The following is a 17,469-nucleotide window of genomic DNA, read 5'->3' on the forward strand; positions in this document are numbered from 1 at the left end:
ACAAGAAACAATAGCACAAGAGTTAAAAGAACTAGCATCTAATTTTGTGATTTATACTCAATCTACGTATTAAGAATATTTACTAGGTAATTTATTAAATAAGGATCAGTTATGGAAATAAAAGGCGAAGAGTTTATAAAGAAAGTTCATCTTCAACAAGAAAGAGAAGAGTTAGAACAAAAATTAAGTGAATTAGAAGAAGTTCAATCTTCAATTGGAGAAAACAGTACTATCTCTAATGAAAATATTGATAAAAATATTAATAAAGAAAATGATACCCAATTAGGGAATATCATGCTTGATGAACCAAATACTAATGAAGAAAACAACAAGAAAAAGTACCTAATATTAGGTCTTGTTCTTGTTATCTTATTTTTATTTACAATTATAATAATACGTCTTTTAACTGATGATTCAAAAGAAGATGCTTTTACAAATAACAAAACTGATCCAATTGAAACAAGAACAACTACTGAAGATAATAATATAGAAGAGAACTTTCAAAAGATTATGAATGAAAGAATCAAAAATGATGCTACTGAAAATCAAAAACAAGAAGTTAGTTCTGAAGAAAAAATAAATGCAATAAATGAACAAAAAGAGATTGCAGAAAATAATAAAGAACAAATTTCAGATGATATCTTAGACGAAACAATTCAAAAAATTGAAGCTAAGGTTACTCCAGAAAAAAAAGTTGTAAAAAAAGAAGTAGTTAAAAATATAGTTAAGAAAAAAGAAGTAGTTAAAAAAGCCCCTAAAAAATCTGTACAAGATTTAGTAAAAGATATTTCAAGTAGTGCTCCAAAAGGATATTTTGTTCAAATAGGTGCATTTTCAAAAAAACCTTCTAATTCATATATTAATAGAATTAGAAATGCAAATTTAAAATATAAAATTTATCAAGTTAATATAAAAGGAAAACTTTTCAATAAAGTTTTAATAGGACCATATTCATCAAGAGCAAGTGCTAGTGAGAATATAAAAAATATCAAGAATAAGCTTAATGTATCAAGTGCTTATATTCTTAAATTTTAAAAGCTGAGTTAATATGAATTTTTATAGTAAAGAACTTTTTTTAGACCAATTTACACCTGTTTCAATTTATGAAAAAATAAAAGTATTATACAAGAATGAAATAACATTTCTTTTTGAAAGTACAATTAATTCGAGTGAGGGAAACTATTCATTTGTTATTATAGGTCAAAGAGAACGAGTATGGTATGAAAATAATACTTGTTTTCATAAAAATGAAGAAGGTGTAGTATCTAAAGTAAACTCTAATCCATTAAAATTTTTACAAGAGTATTATAAAAAATTTGATAAAGAATTTTATAAGCAAAAAGCTAGTGAACTTGGAATTGGTTTAGTTGATGGTTTTATTGGAAATGTCGGTTATGATATGGGTAAAGAGTTTGAACCTAGATTAAAAGATTCAATGAGTAATCTTGTTGACCAATTAAATATTCCTGATTTAGATTTAATCAGACCTAATATAATTTTAGGTTTTTCTCATAAAACATCAAAACTTGTAATGATTACATCTGTTGAATCAAAAAAAGATGAACTTGATAAAATAGAAAAAGAACTTTATACACCTTATAAATATAATGCACCTAAAAAAGCTGAAATTTTAGATGAAGGTAAATTTAATTTTTCAAAAGATGAGTTTTTTGAAATGGTTGCAAAATCAAAAGAAATGATTAAATCAGGAGATGTATTTCAGATTTTAATGTCAAATAGATTTATTCAAAAAGCAAAAGTTGACCATTTTAGTTTTTACAGAGCTTTACGAAGTAAAAATCCAAGTCCCTATCTTTTCTTTTTAGAGTATGAAAACTTTTCAATTGCAGGTTCTTCACCTGAAGTAATGATAAAACTTCAAGATGGACATTTACTTTTAAGACCAATTGCAGGTACACGAAAAAGAGGTTCTACTATTGATAAAGATTTAGCAATGGAAAAAGAGCTTATTAATGATAGTAAAGAGCGAGCTGAGCATTTAATGCTTGTTGATTTAGGTAGAAATGATGTAGGTCGTGTTGCTAAACCAGGTACTGTTAAAGTAAGTGATTTAATGAGAATTGAGAGATATTCACATGTAATGCATATAGTTTCTGATGTTGAGGCAGTTATTGATGATAAATATGATATGTTTGATTTATTTGCAGCAACTTTTACAGCAGGAACAATGTCAGGTGCTCCAAAAATTAGGGCAATGGAATTAATAGCACAGTATGAAGGAATTAAAAGAAATTTCTATGCTGGAAGTATTGCATATTTTGGTTTTAATGGAAATATGGATTCTACAATTACAATTAGAACTACTATGCTAACAGATGATACTCTAATTTTCCAAGCTGGTGCAGGAATTGTTGCTGATTCAAATCCTGATGATGAATATTTAGAAGTTCAAAATAAATTAGCGGCTAATATTAATACATTAAAAGATTTATCTTAAATTAAAGGAAATAATTTTGTTACTTGGTGTAAATATAGACCATATTGCGGTTTTAAGAGAAGCTAGAAAAATAAACGATCCAAATCCAGTTGATGCCCTATCAATTTGTAAAATTGCAGGTGCTAATCAAATCACTATTCATTTAAGAGAGGATAGAAGACATATTCATGATAATGATGCAAAAGTTATTTGTGAACAATCTTCTCTTCCTGTAAATTTGGAGTGTTCAATAAATGAAGATATTATTGATATTGTTTGCAAACTAAAACCTGCACGTGCAACATTAGTTCCTGAAAATAGAGCTGAAGTTACAACAGAAGGCGGATTAGATGTAAAAGGAAATTTTGAAAAACTTCAAAAAGTTATAAAAAAACTTCATGATGAAGAGATAGAAGTTTCACTTTTTATTGACCCAAAAGAAGAGATTATTGAATTAGCATCAAAATTAAATGTTAAATGGATTGAACTTCATACAGGGACTTTTGCTAATGTTTATGCAATGTTAAACTCAGGATTATCGACAACTCATCATACAATTAAAGAGTTAGAACTTCCAAGAAAAGAGTTAAAAAATAAATTAAAAAAATCAATAAAAGAGATAAAAACTGCTTGTAAAGTTGCTAAAAAGAATAAATTAAAAGTAGCAGCAGGACATGGTTTAAATTATCAAAATGTTAAAGAAATCTCTTCTATTAAAAATATTAGCGAATTAAATATAGGTCAAAGTATAATTGCACGATCTGTTTTTACAGGATTAGAAAAAGCAATTATAGATATGAAAGAATTAATATAAAAGGTTCAAAATGAAACCAAAAATAGCAATAAGTATTGGAGATATAAATGGGATTGGAGTAGAAATTGCTCTACGCTCTCATGAAAAAATTTCTAAAATTTGTCAACCAATATATTGTATAAACAATAAAATGTTAAAACTAGCAGCCAATGAATTAAAATTAGATATACCAAATGATTTTAAAACATTTGATACAAAAGGCATATTTGAATTAAAGCCAGGCTATGTTACTAAAAAATCTGGAAGATACTCTTATAATTCATTTATGGATGCAATTAAATTAGCAGATAAGAAAAAAGTTGATGCTATTTGTACTTTACCTATAAATAAAGAAGCTTGGAATAAAGCAGATATTTCATACAAAGGTCATACTGAAGTTTTAAGAGATTATTTTGGACAAAATGCAATAATGATGCTTGGCTGTAAAAAGATGTTTGTTGGTTTATTTACCGAGCATATACCACTAAAAAAAGTTCCTAAAAAAATAAATACAGAAGATTTAACAAGATTTTTACTTGATTTTCAAAAAAGTGTTAATTCTAAAAATATTGGTGTATTAGGTTTAAATCCACATGCAAGTGATAATGGTGTTTTAGGTGATGAAGAAGTAGAAATATTCAAAGCAATAAAAAATGCAAATAAAAAACTTGATGAAAAAGTTTTTACAGGTCCTTTAGTACCAGATACAGCATTCTCACCAATGTCAAGAAAAAACTATAAATATTTTGTTGCAATGTATCATGACCAAGGTTTAGCTCCATTAAAAGCTTTATATTTTGATCAAAGTATAAATGTTAGTTTAAATTTACCAATTATTAGAACTTCTGTTGATCATGGAACTGCATTTAATATTGCTTATAAAAATGAAAAAGTAAATTTAAAAAGTTATCTTAATGCAATAAAAGAAGCAATTATACTTATAAAAAATAAATAGTAATTAGACAAGTTAAAATGAAAACACTTGAAAATTGCTATGAATTTAACTTTTCAAAAATTACATTTGTAGAACGAAAAATAAGAATAACTCATCCAAAGACTATTATCACAGGTGCTAGTAAAACGGGTAAGAGTTATCTTATTTATGATTTTTTATCAAATTTCAAAACCAAAGATTATATATATATTGACCTAAAAGACCCAAGAAATTCTTTGGAAGAAGTAAAAGATAATTTAGCTCTTTTTTTACGACAAAACCAAATCACAGTATTAGTATTAGAAAACTTTTCTTTTGAATTTGAACTTCCATATTGTGACAATATTATTATTTCAACTAGTATTCCTAAAAGTATAAGAGGTTTTAAAAATATTACAGTAAGTGCTTTAGATTTTGAAGAGTATTTATTGCACGATAATAGACATCAAAATATGCTACAAAGTTTCAATAATTTTTTTAAATATGGGAACTTATCAGAAGTAATAAATATTGAAGAACATAAAAAAGTACAAAGATTACAAGAAATAATAAAATTACAAGTTCAAAATGAAACTCAATTAGAGATATTAAAACTATTATTTGAAAATATTGATGAAAAAAAATCTTTATATCAATTATTTACAACATTAAAAAATAAAATAAAAATTTCTAAAGATAAATTTTATGAAACGTGTAAAATATTTGAGAATAATAAAACAATCTATTTTGTATCAAAATATAATCAAGAAAAAGCAAATAAAAAAATATATTCATACAATCACTCTTTTTTAAATGCAATAAGTCATAATAAAAAATTTAAGAATGAGTTTACAAATATGATTTTTTTAGAATTAATTGATAAATATAAGAATATTTACTATTTAGATAATATTGATTTTTATATTAAGTCAAAAAATATTGCAATAGTTGGGATACCATTTTTTAATACTCTTTTAGTAAATTCAGCCTTAAGAAAAATTTATAAAATAATGGATGAGTATCAAATAAAAGAACTAAATATCATCACAATTTCTAATGATGAGAAAATTTCACATGAAAATTTTAAAATAAATGTAATCCCATTTTATGAATGGGCGCTTAGTTAAAACTTTATTAATTAGAAATTAAACAAAATTAGGATAAAATCGCAAAACTATAAAGGACACACAAATGAACAAAAGAGTACTTGTAAAATTTTCAGGTGAAGCATTAGCCGGCGCTGAAGGATATGGTATTGATACTAAGATACTAGATTATATAGCTGAAGAGATAAAAGAACTCGTTGAAAATGGTGTGGAAGTTGGTATTGTTATTGGTGGTGGAAATATTATTAGAGGTGTAAGTGCTGCTGCTGATGGTATTATAAAAAGAACAAGTGGTGATTATATGGGAATGCTTGGTACTGTTATTAATGGTATTGCAATGCAAGAAGCCCTAGAATATAAAGGTTTAAAAGCAAGACTACAAACAGCTATTAAAATGGAACAAATTGCTGAACCATTTATTGTAAGAAAAGCAATTAGACATTTAGAAAAAAATAGAGTTGTTATTTTTAGTGCAGGTACAGGTAACCCATATTTTACTACTGATACAGCAGCGACGTTAAGAGCTACAGAAATTGGTGCTTCATTATTAATTAAAGCAACAAAAGTTGATGGAGTTTATGACAAAGATCCAATGAAATATCCAGATGCTGTAAAATTAGAAACAATAACTTATGATCAAGCTTTAGAAGATAGAATCAAGGTTATGGATGATACAGCTATTGCATTAGCAAAAGACAATAAACTACCAATTGTTGTTGCTAATATGAATGAAAAAGGGAACTTACTTAAAATCATTAATGGTGATATGAGTAAATGTTCAATCGTTAAATAGAAATTAAATAAGGAAGAAATATGAGATTAGAAGAAAGAATGTCAAAAGCTTTAGAAAAAACAAATAATGATAGATATATTTTAGCTATTGCTGTTGGACAAAGAGCTGATGAGTTAAGTAGAGGGGCAAAACCTTTATTAGCACAAAATACTCAAAAAATGAAATATACTGATATTGCTATTGATGAAATTGCAAGTGGTTTATTAGTTATTGAAGGTTTTGTAGACAAAGAATAGTTATAAAAGCTTAGCTTTTATAACTTGTCTACTCCTAATATGGATCCGTTTATTAAAAAAGTTCGATATATTAATACTATCGAAGATGCTATCAAAGAGCTTGAAGCTCAAACTACAATTACTCCAAAACTAAAAGATTTAATTGATTTTATTATAGAAGCACATTCAGGCCAATATAGAAAAAGTGGTGAACCTTATTGTGTACATCCTATACTTGTAGCTTCTATTACAGCACATTTTTCTAAGGAAGAATCAATTATAGCAACTGCCCTACTTCATGATGTTGTAGAAGATACAAATTTTTCTCTTGATTATGTTGAACAAAGATGGGGAAGTGATATTGCTCATATGGTTGATGGACTTACAAAAATTGTTGAAATAAGAGAGAATGAATTTATACCTTCTGATCATGTAAATGATTCAAAATTAATCTCATCAGCACTTACTTTTAGAAAAATGTTAATTGCTTCAATTGATGATGTTAGAGTTTTAGTTGTTAAATTATGTGATAGATTACATAATATGCTTACTCTTGATGCTTTAGCTCCGGCTAAGCAAAAAAGAATTTCAGAAGAAACACTTGTTGTTTATATACCAATTGCAAATAGATTAGGTATTTCTACTCTAAAAAATGCACTTGAAGATTTAGCTTTTTATTATATATATCCTAAAGAATATAAAATAATTGATGACTTTTTAAAAGAAGAACAGCATGCTATTCAATTAACATTTAATACATTTATATCTACAACTAAAAAATTATTAGCAAAAAATGGTTATGACTTAGATAAAATAAAAATCTATAGTAGAATTAAACATCATTACTCTATTTATCTTAAAATGCAAAGAAAAGGGATTTCTATTGAAGAAGTACTTGATCTTTTTGCAATTAGAATATTAGTTGAAGATGATATTGATTGTTATAATGTTTTAGGATGTATTCATATAGAATATAAGCCATTAATCACTAGATTCAAAGATTATATTGCAACTCCTAAAGAAAATGGTTACCAAACGATACATACAACAGTTTTTTATAATTCTAAGATTTATGAAATTCAAATACGTTCATTTGAAATGGATAGAGTCGCTGAATTTGGTATTGCTGCACATTGGAAATATAAATCAGGTGTAAAACATACTACAAATTTAAATTGGTTAAAATCTTTAGAATTTTCAAATGAAAATGTAGAAGAGTTCTATCAAGAAACAAAAGAAAACTTATATGTAGAAGAAATAGTTGTTTATTCTCCAAAGGGTAAAATATACAATTTACCAACTGGTTCAACAGCTTATGATTTTGCATTTGCTGTTCATACAGATGTAGGTAAAAATGCTGTTTCTTGTATTATTAATAAAATAAAAAAGCCTTTATTAACTGAATTAAAAAGTACTGATATTGTAAATATTGAAACTGGTGATGTCTCAATTGCTAGGTGTTCATGGGTTGATATGGTAAAAACGTCAAGAGCAAAAAAGCAAATTAGACTTTTATGCTTGCATAGACAAAGAGAAATTGATAATATGTACGGTAGAAATATTATTGATACTGTTTTTTCAAGATATAATTTAGAAGTTTCAAAGATTTATAATATAGATACACCTTATAAAATTTCTGAAATTCTTGATTATTTTAAACATGTTAAGCAAACTATTGAGAAAAAAATTGTTAAAGATAGAGGTATTCTTACAAGATTTAAAATTCTAACTAGTAAAATTAAAGAATTTAAGTTTGACAATATCTTAATATATTCTAATTTTAGTATAAATTCTGTATCATTTGACCACTGTTGTCACCCTAAATTTGGCGACGATATGGTAGCATTTAGAAATGGAAATGAAGCGGTAATTCATCACAAAATGTGTGATAAGGCCTATGATAAGATAAAAGCAAAACAGCAAATGCTCTTTTGTACATGGACAAAAGATACTTTATACCAATATAAAATGGTAGTTAGTATGCCAAATACAAAAGGTGAACTAGCAAGAGTTTTAATGTACATGTCACAATATGAAGGATATATTCTTTCAGTTGAGTACGGAAGACAACAACACTTGTATAGACAATATTGTGATATAGAATTTGAAATAAATAAATCTAATATAGATGAAGTAAGAAAAATTATTGAAAGAAAAGTAAAAGTTATAGAATTCTTCTCAAAAAAGGATGCTTATACTAAGCGGTAAAAAAAGGTAAAGATATAAATGGAAAATAAAGTAAAAGAAGCATTAGAAGAGATAAAAAGAGGGACATCTGAAATTATTGATATTGAATCAATTGAAAAATTAATTAAAAGATATTATGAAACGGGTGAAAACTTCTATGTTAAGGCAGGTTTTGATCCTACTGCACCTGATTTACACTTAGGACATACAGTTTTAATTCAAAAATTAGCATTATTCCAAAAATTTGGAGGAATTGTTCAGTTTTTAATTGGAGATTTTACAGCAACTATTGGAGATCCAACAGGTAAAAGTGAAACAAGAAAAGTTTTAAGTGAACAAAATGTATTAGATAATGCACAAAGTTATAAAGAACAAGTGTTTAAAATATTAGATGAATCTAAAACAGAAGTAAAATTTAACTCTAAATGGTTAAAAGAATTAGGAGCAGCAGGCTTAATTACACTTACTTCAAATTTAACAGTTGCTAGAATGATAGAAAGAGATGATTTCTCAAAAAGATATGAATCAAATACTCCAATTGCAGTAAGTGAATTTATATATCCACTACTTCAAGGTTATGATTCAGTTGCTATGGGTACTGATATAGAGTTAGGTGGAACAGATCAAAAGTTTAACCTTTTAATGGGTAGGACTTTACAAAAAGCTTATAACTGTAAGAAACAACAAGCTGTTTTAATGATGCCAATTCTAGAAGGTTTAGATGGTGTTCAAAAAATGTCTAAATCACTAGGTAATTATATTGGTGTTACGGACGAACCTTTTGATATGTTTGGTAAAATTTTATCAATTTCAGATGAATTAATGTGGAGATATTTTGAATTATTATCTTCTAAATCATTAAAACAAATCGAAGAATTAAAAATTGGTGTAGAAAATAAAACTCTTCATCCAAAAGAAGTAAAAGATTCACTTGCTATTGAAATAGTAAATAGATTTCATGGAATGGGAAAAGGTGAAGAAGCAAAAGCTGAATTTAAAAGAGTTTTTGCAAAAAAAGACATTCCAACAGATATGGATGAATACACATTTGAAGGTCAAACTTGGATTTGTCAAGCTTTAGTTGATTCTAAACTTGTAAACTCTACTTCACAAGCAAGAAGAGATATAAAATCTAATGCTGTATCAATAAACCAAGAAAAAATATCTGATGATAAATTAAATTTACAAATTGGTGAATACATTTTACAAAAAGGTAAAAAGAATTTCGCTAGAATAATTATAAAATAAAAGGGCTAAATTTGAGAATAGGAAAATATGAGATAAAGCACCCTATCATCCAAGGTGGAATGGGTGTAGGAATTAGCTGGGATCAATTAGCTGGTAATGTTAGTTTAGAAGGTGGACTTGGAGTAATTTCAAGCGTTGGTACTGGTTATTATAAAAATATAACAGAAAAAGTACATATTGTTAGAAAAAAAGATAAACCTAAAGATGTAGCAAACTTCTATAGTAAAGATGCATTAACTGAGATAATAAATAATGCTAGAAAAATTTGTGGAGATGCACCATTAGCGTGTAATGTTTTATATGCTATAAATGATTATGGTAGAGTTGTACGTGATGCGTGTGAAGCTGGTTTTAATATGATTATCACAGGTGCAGGACTGCCTACAAATATGCCTGAATTTACAAAAGAATTTCCAGATGTTGCATTAATACCAATTGTATCAAGTGCAAGAGCTTTAAAACTTATTTGTAAAAAATGGAAAAGATATAATAAAATTCCTGATGCTGTAATTGTTGAGGGACCATTAAGTGGTGGACACCAAGGTTTTACATATGATCAATGTATGCAAGAAGAGTATCAATTAGAAAATATTGTAGGTCCTGTTATAGAAGAAGCAAAAAATTGGGGAGATATTCCTATTATTGCTGCAGGTGGGGTTTGGGATAAAAAAGATATTGATAAATTCCTTGATATGGGTTGTGAAGGTGTACAAATGGCAACAAGATTCATTGGAACATATGAATGTGATGCTGATGCAAAATTCAAAGGTGTATTATTAGATGCTAAAAAAGAAGATATTACATTAATGAAATCACCAGTAGGTTTACCAGCACGTGGTGTTAGAACAAACTTACAATTTTCTATGGAAAATAAAACAGCGCCAAAAGTTCAATGTATTTCAAATTGTGTTTCTCCTTGTAATAGAGGAACTGAAGCTAAAATTGTTGGATACTGTATTGCAGATAGATTAGGTGCTGCTTATCAAGGTGATGTTGATACTGGATTATTTTTTACAGGATCTAATGGTTATAGAATTCAAAAAATCATTTCTGTAAAAGAGTTAATGGGAAAATTAACTAAGGGAGAATAAAAATTTTTAATAAATTTTTAATTCTTATTATTACATATTCAATCTTTTCGATCTCAGTACTTGCTGCTGTAGATTTAAAAGAAGAATATCGTACAGCTAAAATGAATTATTTAAAAGCAATTTTAAGAAAAGATAATTCTGCAAAAATTCATGAACTAAAAAAACTAATTGAAATAGGTGAAAAGTTAAACAAAGACACTCGTCCTGATATAAAGAAATTAGAAGTCCTAGAAAAAAGAAATCATAAAACTTCAAAAAATAGCTCTAAAAAACAGACTAATACAATAAATTATAAATACTCAATAAAATCTGTATACACTCAAGATGATTCAATCATTGTTAATTTTAATACTAAAATATCAAAAAATTATATTAAATTTTTCGAGCTTAAACGTGATAATTTACACAAAGATGTTTTTGATATAAAAGGTAATTTTAAAGATGCTCAACCTACTGTATTAAAAATCAATAATATTAAGAAGATTACAATAGGTCAATTTAAACCTAAAGTATTAAGAATAGTATTAGCAAATGAAAAAAATTTAAATACATCCTACACAATAAAAGAAAAACAATTAATAATAAATATACGTAATTTAAATAATAAAAGAAAAGTAATAGCAAAAAAAACAGTAACTAATAAAAATTCAAATAATTATATAGATAAAAATAATAAAATAAGAACAATAAATACAAAAGATAATTCTATAGTAATAGAATTTAATAAAAATTTTACAAAAAAAGATTTGTCTTATTCAACATATAAAAATAATGGAAACTATGATGATGTTTTTGATTTAAAGGGAAAGTTTAAATATACAAAACCTATTAAATTATCTATTGATGGAATTAAAAAAATTACAGTTTCTTCAAAAGATAAAAATACAACAAGAATTAGAATTTCAAATAGAAAAGATTTAAAAGTTTATTATATTTTAAATAAAAGAAAATTAACTATAAAAATTTCTGGTATTTCAAAGAATAGTAAAAAAGTTACAACTTCAACATTACCATATTCAAATTTCAAAAGTAAAACTATTGTAATAGATGCAGGGCATGGAGCTAATGACCCAGGAGCTGTTGGACCAAATAAAAGATATGAGAAAGTGGTTACTTTAAAAATTGCAAAATATCTATATTCTATTTTAAAACAACGTGGACATAAAGTATATTTAACTAGAAGTACTGATACTTTTATAAAAGTTGGGAAAAGAACAGATTTAGCATTAAAAAAGAATGCTGATGTATTTATTTCTATTCATGCAAACTCAGTTCCTAAAAAAGATGCAGCTAAAGTAAGTGGAATAGAAACTTATTATTTAAGTCCTGCTAAAACAGCAAGAGCAAAAAGAGTTGCAGCTAAAGAAAACCGATCAGATATAAGAAAAATGAGTAATTCTAATACTGAAGCATTTCTTTCATCTTTAAATAGTCCAAAACTTAGATATTCAAGATTATTATCTATTGATGTACAAAGAGAGATGTTAGCAGAAGTTAGAACTAAACATAAAGTAAAAGATAAGGGTTCTAGACCTGGACCATTTTGGGTACTACTAGATGCACCACAAGCATCAATTTTAGTTGAAGTTGGTTATATTTCCCATCCAATTGAAAGTAGAAGATTATATACGAGTTCTTATCAAAAACTATTAGCAAGAGGTATGGCTAATGGAATTGATGCTTATTTTGAATTTAAAGCAAGATTTGATTAAGAAGAAAGTTTACTATTTTTTAAAGATTTAGTAATCTCTTCTACTAGAATTATTTGTTTACTTCTAATATCAGGTAGGTCATATATTGAAAAGAATTTAACCTTAGAATTTTCCCATGATAAATAATTGTTTTTTAATTTTTCGTTAACAAACATTGATTCTAAACCTTCAATATTTGAAGCATTAACTAGCCATACACCAATGTCTTTTTCTAGATTAATTTGTTCAAAGTAATCTTCAAAAATCCCAATCTCGACTTTAATACTACTCTCTTCAAATAACTCTCTTTGCGCACATTCATAAGCATTTTCATCTTTTTCTTTAAGACCTTTTAAACAGCCCCATTTGTCCTTACTTTTAACTGATTTACATAATAATATTTTTATATCATTTTGTGTAACTAAGTAAGGAACAACACCGTACGCTTTTATATGTGATTTCATAAATCGTTTACCTTTTAAGAATTAATTTTCTTTTTATAAAATACTAAAGAACCAACTATCCATAGAATAAAAGGTACTAAAATAGATATCTCAGGGATTAAAATTCCCCCGTTAGTAAATTTAAAGAGCATAAAAAATATTCCCCAAATGATAAGCGTTCCAAAAATTGATATTGAAGTAAATTTCCCTATATTAAAAAACCTACTATTTAATGATGCATATGCAAAAATAAGTAAAAGTATTGGTATTACAAAAAAAGAAACTATTACTTGATTATATAATGCACCTCTAATTTTATCTGTATTAATCTCTTGATTAGTTAATAAAATCAAAGCTGAAACTGCATCTAATATTGAAAAATTTGATTTTGCTTCATAAACATTATCAAGAATTTTTGGTTTAAATCCTTCAAGTGTATTTAAAAATTTTTCATATTTAATTTCTAGTTTTGCAGTATCTAATTTCAGATTAGATGGTTTGTTCATAACTTTTGCATCAACAACATACCATTTATTATTTTGAAAGTATGCATTTTTAGCAACAATTGATTGAATAATATCACTATTTTCAATTTTGTAAATATATATACCCTCTGCTTTTTTTTCTAAGGGATAAAGCTTTTTAAAATATACATAGTTATTATTATATTTTAAAAAAATATCTGTTTTTGTACTTGTAAAGTATTCATTATGCAATATTTTTCTCTTTTGCTCATAAGAATAAGCAAGAGGTGTAGCTTGCATTAAAATTAATAATGTTATTAAAAATAGTGATATTTTTACAACAGGAGCATAAATATCTTTGCTTCTACTTCCTAAAGCATTAAATGCAACTAATTCATTATTTTTAATAAATATTACTAAAGTAACAATCCATCCAAAAACAATAGATAAGGGCAAGGCTAATGTAAGAGTAAAAAAACCATTATATAATACATATAAAAGTTGTAAGTTGGCAGAATCTGGTAGCTTCTTAAAATTTTGCAAGAAATCAATTCCTACAAAAAATAGCTCCAAAGAGATTAGGACAATAATAAAGTTTAATAGATATTTCTTTAAAATATATTTTGTTAATATGCTCATTTTATTTCAATGTAAATTTAGATTTTACTTGATCAATTTCTTCAGTTTTAAGTGCTTCAATCGCTTTAATAGTATGAGTTATTATATCTTGAAGTTTATTCAATTCTTCTTTTGAGAAGTTGCTTAATACATAATTTGCAACATCACCTTTGATTTGAGGTTTTCCGATTCCAATTCTAACACGAATATACTCTTTACCACAATGTGCATCAATAGATCTTAAACCATTGTGTCCACCATGTCCTCCACCTAATTTGTACTTAACTGTACCAAATGGTAAATCTAAATCATCATGAATTACAATTATATCTTCAATAGGAATTTTATAATACTCCATAATAGCATGAACAGCCTCACCTGAGTTATTCATATAAGTTGTTGGTTTTGAAAATAAGTTATAAGCTGATTTTAAAAGTGTTGATTGAAAATTTGATTTGTTTATATTTGAAGTTGCAAGATTTTTGGTCATCTCATCGATAACCATAAATCCTACATTATGTCTTGTTAGATGGTATTTATCACCAATATTTCCAAGACCAATTATTAAATGCATAAAGTTAAATTACTTAGCTTTAATTATACCAACAACTGGAACTCTTGGATCTAAGAAACATTTAACATTGTCAGAGAAAGATAAATCTCTAATTAAAATATTATGCCCTACATCTAAGTCAGTTACATCTAAAACAATATTTTCTGGTAAATTTTCAATTGAACATTTAACAGGTACTCTTTTAGTATGAATCATTAAAAGACCTTTGTTTTTAATACCAATTGCTAAACCAGTAATTGAAACAGGAACTTTATAAGTTGCAATAACACCTGGTTGTGCAACCATTAAATCAACATGTAATAAATCTGAAGTTAATGGACATTTTTGGTACTCTTGTACTACTACTTTAAAAGACTTTCCAGCTACAGTAACATCAAATGCTAATGATTCTTTATTTCTTAAAAATTTGATAAACTCATTCTTTTTGAATGCAGTTGAAACATTTTCTAAACCTTTTCCATAGATATTTGCAATAATATATCCATCTTTTCTTAAAGCTTTAGTTGCTTGTTTTGTCATACTATCTCTTACGATACCCTCTAACATAACGATCCTTTTATATTTTTATTTTAGGGCGCAATTATATTTAAGTTATACTAAATTCTTCATTAAGCTATTAATATATTTATAATTTAACTTTTTGTAATTGTATTTTAGCTATTATCATCTACTTATAAAACATATTAATAGAAGGTTCAATCCCATGACATTACTAGATGGAAAAGCATTATCAAACAAAATTAAAGACGAAGTAAAAGTTGAAGTTGAAGAACTTATAAAAGAAAAACACATAACTCCAGGGTTAGCTGTAATTTTAGTTGGAAATGATCCAGCAAGTTCTACGTATGTAGCTAGTAAAGCAAAATCTTGTAAAAATGCAGGCATTTACTCTGTTGTACATGAAATGCCAGAGACTATTACACAAGCAGAGCTTCTTGAAACAATTAAAAGAATGAATGAAAATCCATCTTTAGATGGTATTTTAGTTCAGTTGCCATTGCCAAAACATATTGATACAACTATTGTACTTGAAGCAATAGACCCATCAAAAGATGTTGATGGTTTCCATCCTTATAATGTAGGAAGAATGGTTTCAAACCTTGATTCATTTTTACCAGCAACACCTTTTGGTATTATGAGAATGTGTGAAGAATATAATATTCAATTATCCGGTAAAAATGTATGTGTAATTGGAAGTTCAGATATTGTTGGTAAACCAATGGCATCACTTCTAATTAATGCAAAAGCGACAGTTACTGTATGTAATTCAAGAACAAAAGATTTAAAATCACATACTTTAGCAGCGGATATAATTATTATTGCAGTTGGTGTTCCTCATCTTTTAAAAGCTGATATGATTAAAGAAGGTGCAGTTGTAATTGATGTAGGTATTAATAGATTAGATACAGGAAAATTAACAGGAGATGTTGATTTTGAAGATTGTAAAGAAAAGTCATCATTTATAACTCCAGTTCCAGGTGGAGTTGGACCTATGACAATTGCAATGCTTCTTAAAAATACTGTTAAAGCTGCAATTTTAAGAGATAAAAGAGAAAGTAAATAGATGGTAAAAAAGCTCTATAACTGGTCATCAACATGGACAGGAACTATTGTAATAGTTCTTGTTATCATGTCTTTTATTGCACAAGCCTTTGTAATTCCTAGCGGAAGTATGAAAAATACATTATTAATAGGTGATATGCTTTTTGTAAAGAAATTCACTTATGGTTTGCCAATTCCTAGAATCCCATGGCTAGAAGTTAAAATACTTCCTGATTTTAATGATAATGGTCATTTATTAGAAGGTGATAGACCTAAACGTGGAGATATCGTTGTATTTAGATATCCAAATAATGAAACAATTCATTATGTAAAAAGAGCAGTAGCAACAGGTGGTGACATTGTTGCAATAAAAGACAAGCATTTATTACTTCATCCAAAAGAAGGTAATGAATATGTAAAAGCTAATTATCCCAAAAATAGTATTGTAGAGTTTGCTGATAAATTATGGGCTGTAGATCCATATAGAAAAGCACATCCTGGTATTCATAATGATCCAAGTGTTGTAGATAATGGTTTAAATCCTAGTGAATTATTTAATATGATGCCTAGAATTGTTCCTGAAGATGAAACATTTATGATGGGTGATAATAGAGACCATTCTAATGATTCAAGATTTTGGGGAACTGTAGCTTATAAATTTGTAGTTGGAACTCCTTGGTTTATTTATTTCTCATGGGATAAAAACAAAGAAATTAGATGGGATAGAGTATTAAAGCAAGTTAGCACAATAGAAGAAAAAACAAATATAAAAGATATGGAAATTAAACATGAAAAAGGAATCTATTAAATGAAATATTATATTGGAGCAGATCACGCAGGTATTGATATTAAAGCTTATGTAAAAGATTTATTTGAAAAAAGAGGTCATGAAGTAATTGATTTAGGGCCATATACAAAAGATAGAGTTGATTATCCTGATTTTGCAGCAAAAGTATGTAAAAGTGTATTAGAAAATGAAGGGAGTAAGGGTATTTTAATCTGTGGTTCTGGAATTGGTATGAGTATGTCTGCTAATAAATTTGATGGAATTAGAGCTGCACTTTGTCACAATGAATATTCTGCAAAAATGGCAAGAGAACATAATGATGCAAATGTTATTTGTCTAGGTGAGCGAGTTTCTGGATTTGGAATGGTTGAAGCTATTGTTGATGCTTGGGACAATGCATCTTTTCAAGGTGGAAGACATGAAGGTCGAGTTGAAAAAATTAATGCCTTAAGTAAAATGGGAAGCTGTAGAGTTTAATTTTAGTTAAAAAGGATAATTTATGAGAGAGCCTTGGCAAATATATTTAATGATGTTTATTGTTGTGGCTTTAATGCTTCTTGGCAAGAA

General features: G+C 27.0%; 18 protein-coding genes. 14 read left to right on the top strand and 4 right to left on the bottom strand.

The features are described from left to right. Positions 1 to 111 precede the first annotated feature (111 nt). From D9T19_RS13070 to D9T19_RS13120, 11 genes are all read left to right on the top strand, one after another. Positions 112 to 1,035, top strand: a complete 924-nt coding sequence (locus D9T19_RS13070; RefSeq protein WP_121628692.1) for an SPOR domain-containing protein — start codon at positions 112 to 114, stop codon at positions 1,033 to 1,035. Between the two features lie 13 nt (positions 1,036 to 1,048). Further along, the gene (locus tag D9T19_RS13075; RefSeq protein ID WP_121628693.1) at positions 1,049 to 2,458 is read left to right on the top strand and encodes an anthranilate synthase component I family protein; all 1,410 of its coding nucleotides are present in this window, start codon (positions 1,049 to 1,051) and stop codon (positions 2,456 to 2,458) included. A gap of 16 nt (positions 2,459 to 2,474) precedes the next feature. Further along, positions 2,475 to 3,251 carry a pyridoxine 5'-phosphate synthase gene (locus D9T19_RS13080; RefSeq protein WP_121628694.1) on the top strand — a complete coding sequence of 259 codons (777 nt, stop codon included), beginning with the start codon at positions 2,475 to 2,477 and terminating at the stop codon, positions 3,249 to 3,251. A gap of 10 nt (positions 3,252 to 3,261) precedes the next feature. After that, on the top strand, positions 3,262 to 4,185 hold the full coding sequence (pdxA, locus tag D9T19_RS13085; protein WP_121628695.1) for a 4-hydroxythreonine-4-phosphate dehydrogenase: 924 nt from the start codon (positions 3,262 to 3,264) through the stop codon (positions 4,183 to 4,185). Between the two features lie 17 nt (positions 4,186 to 4,202). Further along, complete coding sequence (locus D9T19_RS13090; RefSeq protein ID WP_121628696.1) at positions 4,203 to 5,270, top strand: ATP-binding protein; 1,068 nt, start codon at positions 4,203 to 4,205, stop codon at positions 5,268 to 5,270. A gap of 64 nt (positions 5,271 to 5,334) precedes the next feature. Then, complete coding sequence (gene pyrH, locus D9T19_RS13095; protein WP_121628697.1) at positions 5,335 to 6,042, top strand: UMP kinase; 708 nt, start codon at positions 5,335 to 5,337, stop codon at positions 6,040 to 6,042. A 20-nt stretch (positions 6,043 to 6,062) separates the two neighbouring features. After that, complete coding sequence (locus D9T19_RS13100) at positions 6,063 to 6,278, top strand: DNA-directed RNA polymerase subunit omega (protein ID WP_121628698.1); 216 nt, start codon at positions 6,063 to 6,065, stop codon at positions 6,276 to 6,278. A gap of 39 nt (positions 6,279 to 6,317) precedes the next feature. Next, on the top strand, positions 6,318 to 8,465 hold the full coding sequence (locus D9T19_RS13105) for a RelA/SpoT family protein (protein WP_121628729.1): 2,148 nt from the start codon (positions 6,318 to 6,320) through the stop codon (positions 8,463 to 8,465). A gap of 18 nt (positions 8,466 to 8,483) precedes the next feature. Then, positions 8,484 to 9,692 carry a tyrosine--tRNA ligase gene (gene tyrS, locus D9T19_RS13110; protein ID WP_121628699.1) on the top strand — a complete coding sequence of 403 codons (1,209 nt, stop codon included), beginning with the start codon at positions 8,484 to 8,486 and terminating at the stop codon, positions 9,690 to 9,692. An 11-nt stretch (positions 9,693 to 9,703) separates the two neighbouring features. Next, positions 9,704 to 10,783, top strand: coding sequence for a nitronate monooxygenase (locus D9T19_RS13115; protein WP_121628700.1), 1,080 nt, complete (start codon positions 9,704 to 9,706; stop codon positions 10,781 to 10,783). A gap of 101 nt (positions 10,784 to 10,884) precedes the next feature. Beyond that, on the top strand, positions 10,885 to 12,495 hold the full coding sequence (locus tag D9T19_RS13120; protein ID WP_121628701.1) for an N-acetylmuramoyl-L-alanine amidase family protein: 1,611 nt from the start codon (positions 10,885 to 10,887) through the stop codon (positions 12,493 to 12,495). Here D9T19_RS13120 and D9T19_RS13125 read toward each other — a convergent pair. Genes D9T19_RS13125 through D9T19_RS13140 form a run of 4 tightly spaced genes read right to left on the bottom strand, consistent with a single transcriptional unit; the run spans position 12,492 to position 15,119 of the window. Further along, positions 12,492 to 12,938, bottom strand: a complete 447-nt coding sequence (locus D9T19_RS13125) for an NUDIX domain-containing protein (RefSeq protein WP_121628702.1) — start codon at positions 12,936 to 12,938, stop codon at positions 12,492 to 12,494. The two genes, D9T19_RS13120 and D9T19_RS13125, sit on opposite strands and share 4 nt — an antisense overlap. A 14-nt stretch (positions 12,939 to 12,952) precedes the next feature. After that, the gene (locus tag D9T19_RS13130; RefSeq protein ID WP_121628703.1) at positions 12,953 to 14,020 is read right to left on the bottom strand and encodes an LptF/LptG family permease; all 1,068 of its coding nucleotides are present in this window, start codon (positions 14,018 to 14,020) and stop codon (positions 12,953 to 12,955) included. A gap of 1 nt (position 14,021) precedes the next feature. Further along, positions 14,022 to 14,573: an aminoacyl-tRNA hydrolase gene (pth, locus tag D9T19_RS13135; RefSeq protein ID WP_121628704.1), complete on the bottom strand. Its 552-nt coding sequence runs from the start codon at positions 14,571 to 14,573 to the stop codon at positions 14,022 to 14,024. Between the two features lie 9 nt (positions 14,574 to 14,582). Then, entirely contained in the window at positions 14,583 to 15,119 is a 537-nt protein-coding gene (locus D9T19_RS13140) for a 50S ribosomal protein L25/general stress protein Ctc (RefSeq protein WP_121628705.1), read from the bottom strand. 157 nt (positions 15,120 to 15,276) lie between these two features. On the opposite strand from D9T19_RS13140, the gene folD reads away from it, so the two are divergent. The 3 genes from folD to rpiB are packed head-to-tail and all read left to right on the top strand — an operon-like array spanning position 15,277 to position 17,379. Then, entirely contained in the window at positions 15,277 to 16,137 is an 861-nt protein-coding gene (folD, locus tag D9T19_RS13145; protein WP_121628706.1) for a bifunctional methylenetetrahydrofolate dehydrogenase/methenyltetrahydrofolate cyclohydrolase FolD, read from the top strand. Next, complete coding sequence (lepB, locus tag D9T19_RS13150) at positions 16,138 to 16,923, top strand: signal peptidase I (protein ID WP_121628707.1); 786 nt, start codon at positions 16,138 to 16,140, stop codon at positions 16,921 to 16,923. After that, positions 16,924 to 17,379, top strand: a complete 456-nt coding sequence (rpiB, locus tag D9T19_RS13155; protein WP_121628708.1) for a ribose 5-phosphate isomerase B — start codon at positions 16,924 to 16,926, stop codon at positions 17,377 to 17,379. Positions 17,380 to 17,469 lie beyond the last annotated feature (90 nt).

The sequence above is a fragment of the Poseidonibacter antarcticus genome (genome assembly GCF_003667345.1).
In the GTDB taxonomy this organism is placed as follows: Bacteria; Campylobacterota; Campylobacteria; order Campylobacterales; family Arcobacteraceae; genus Poseidonibacter; species Poseidonibacter antarcticus.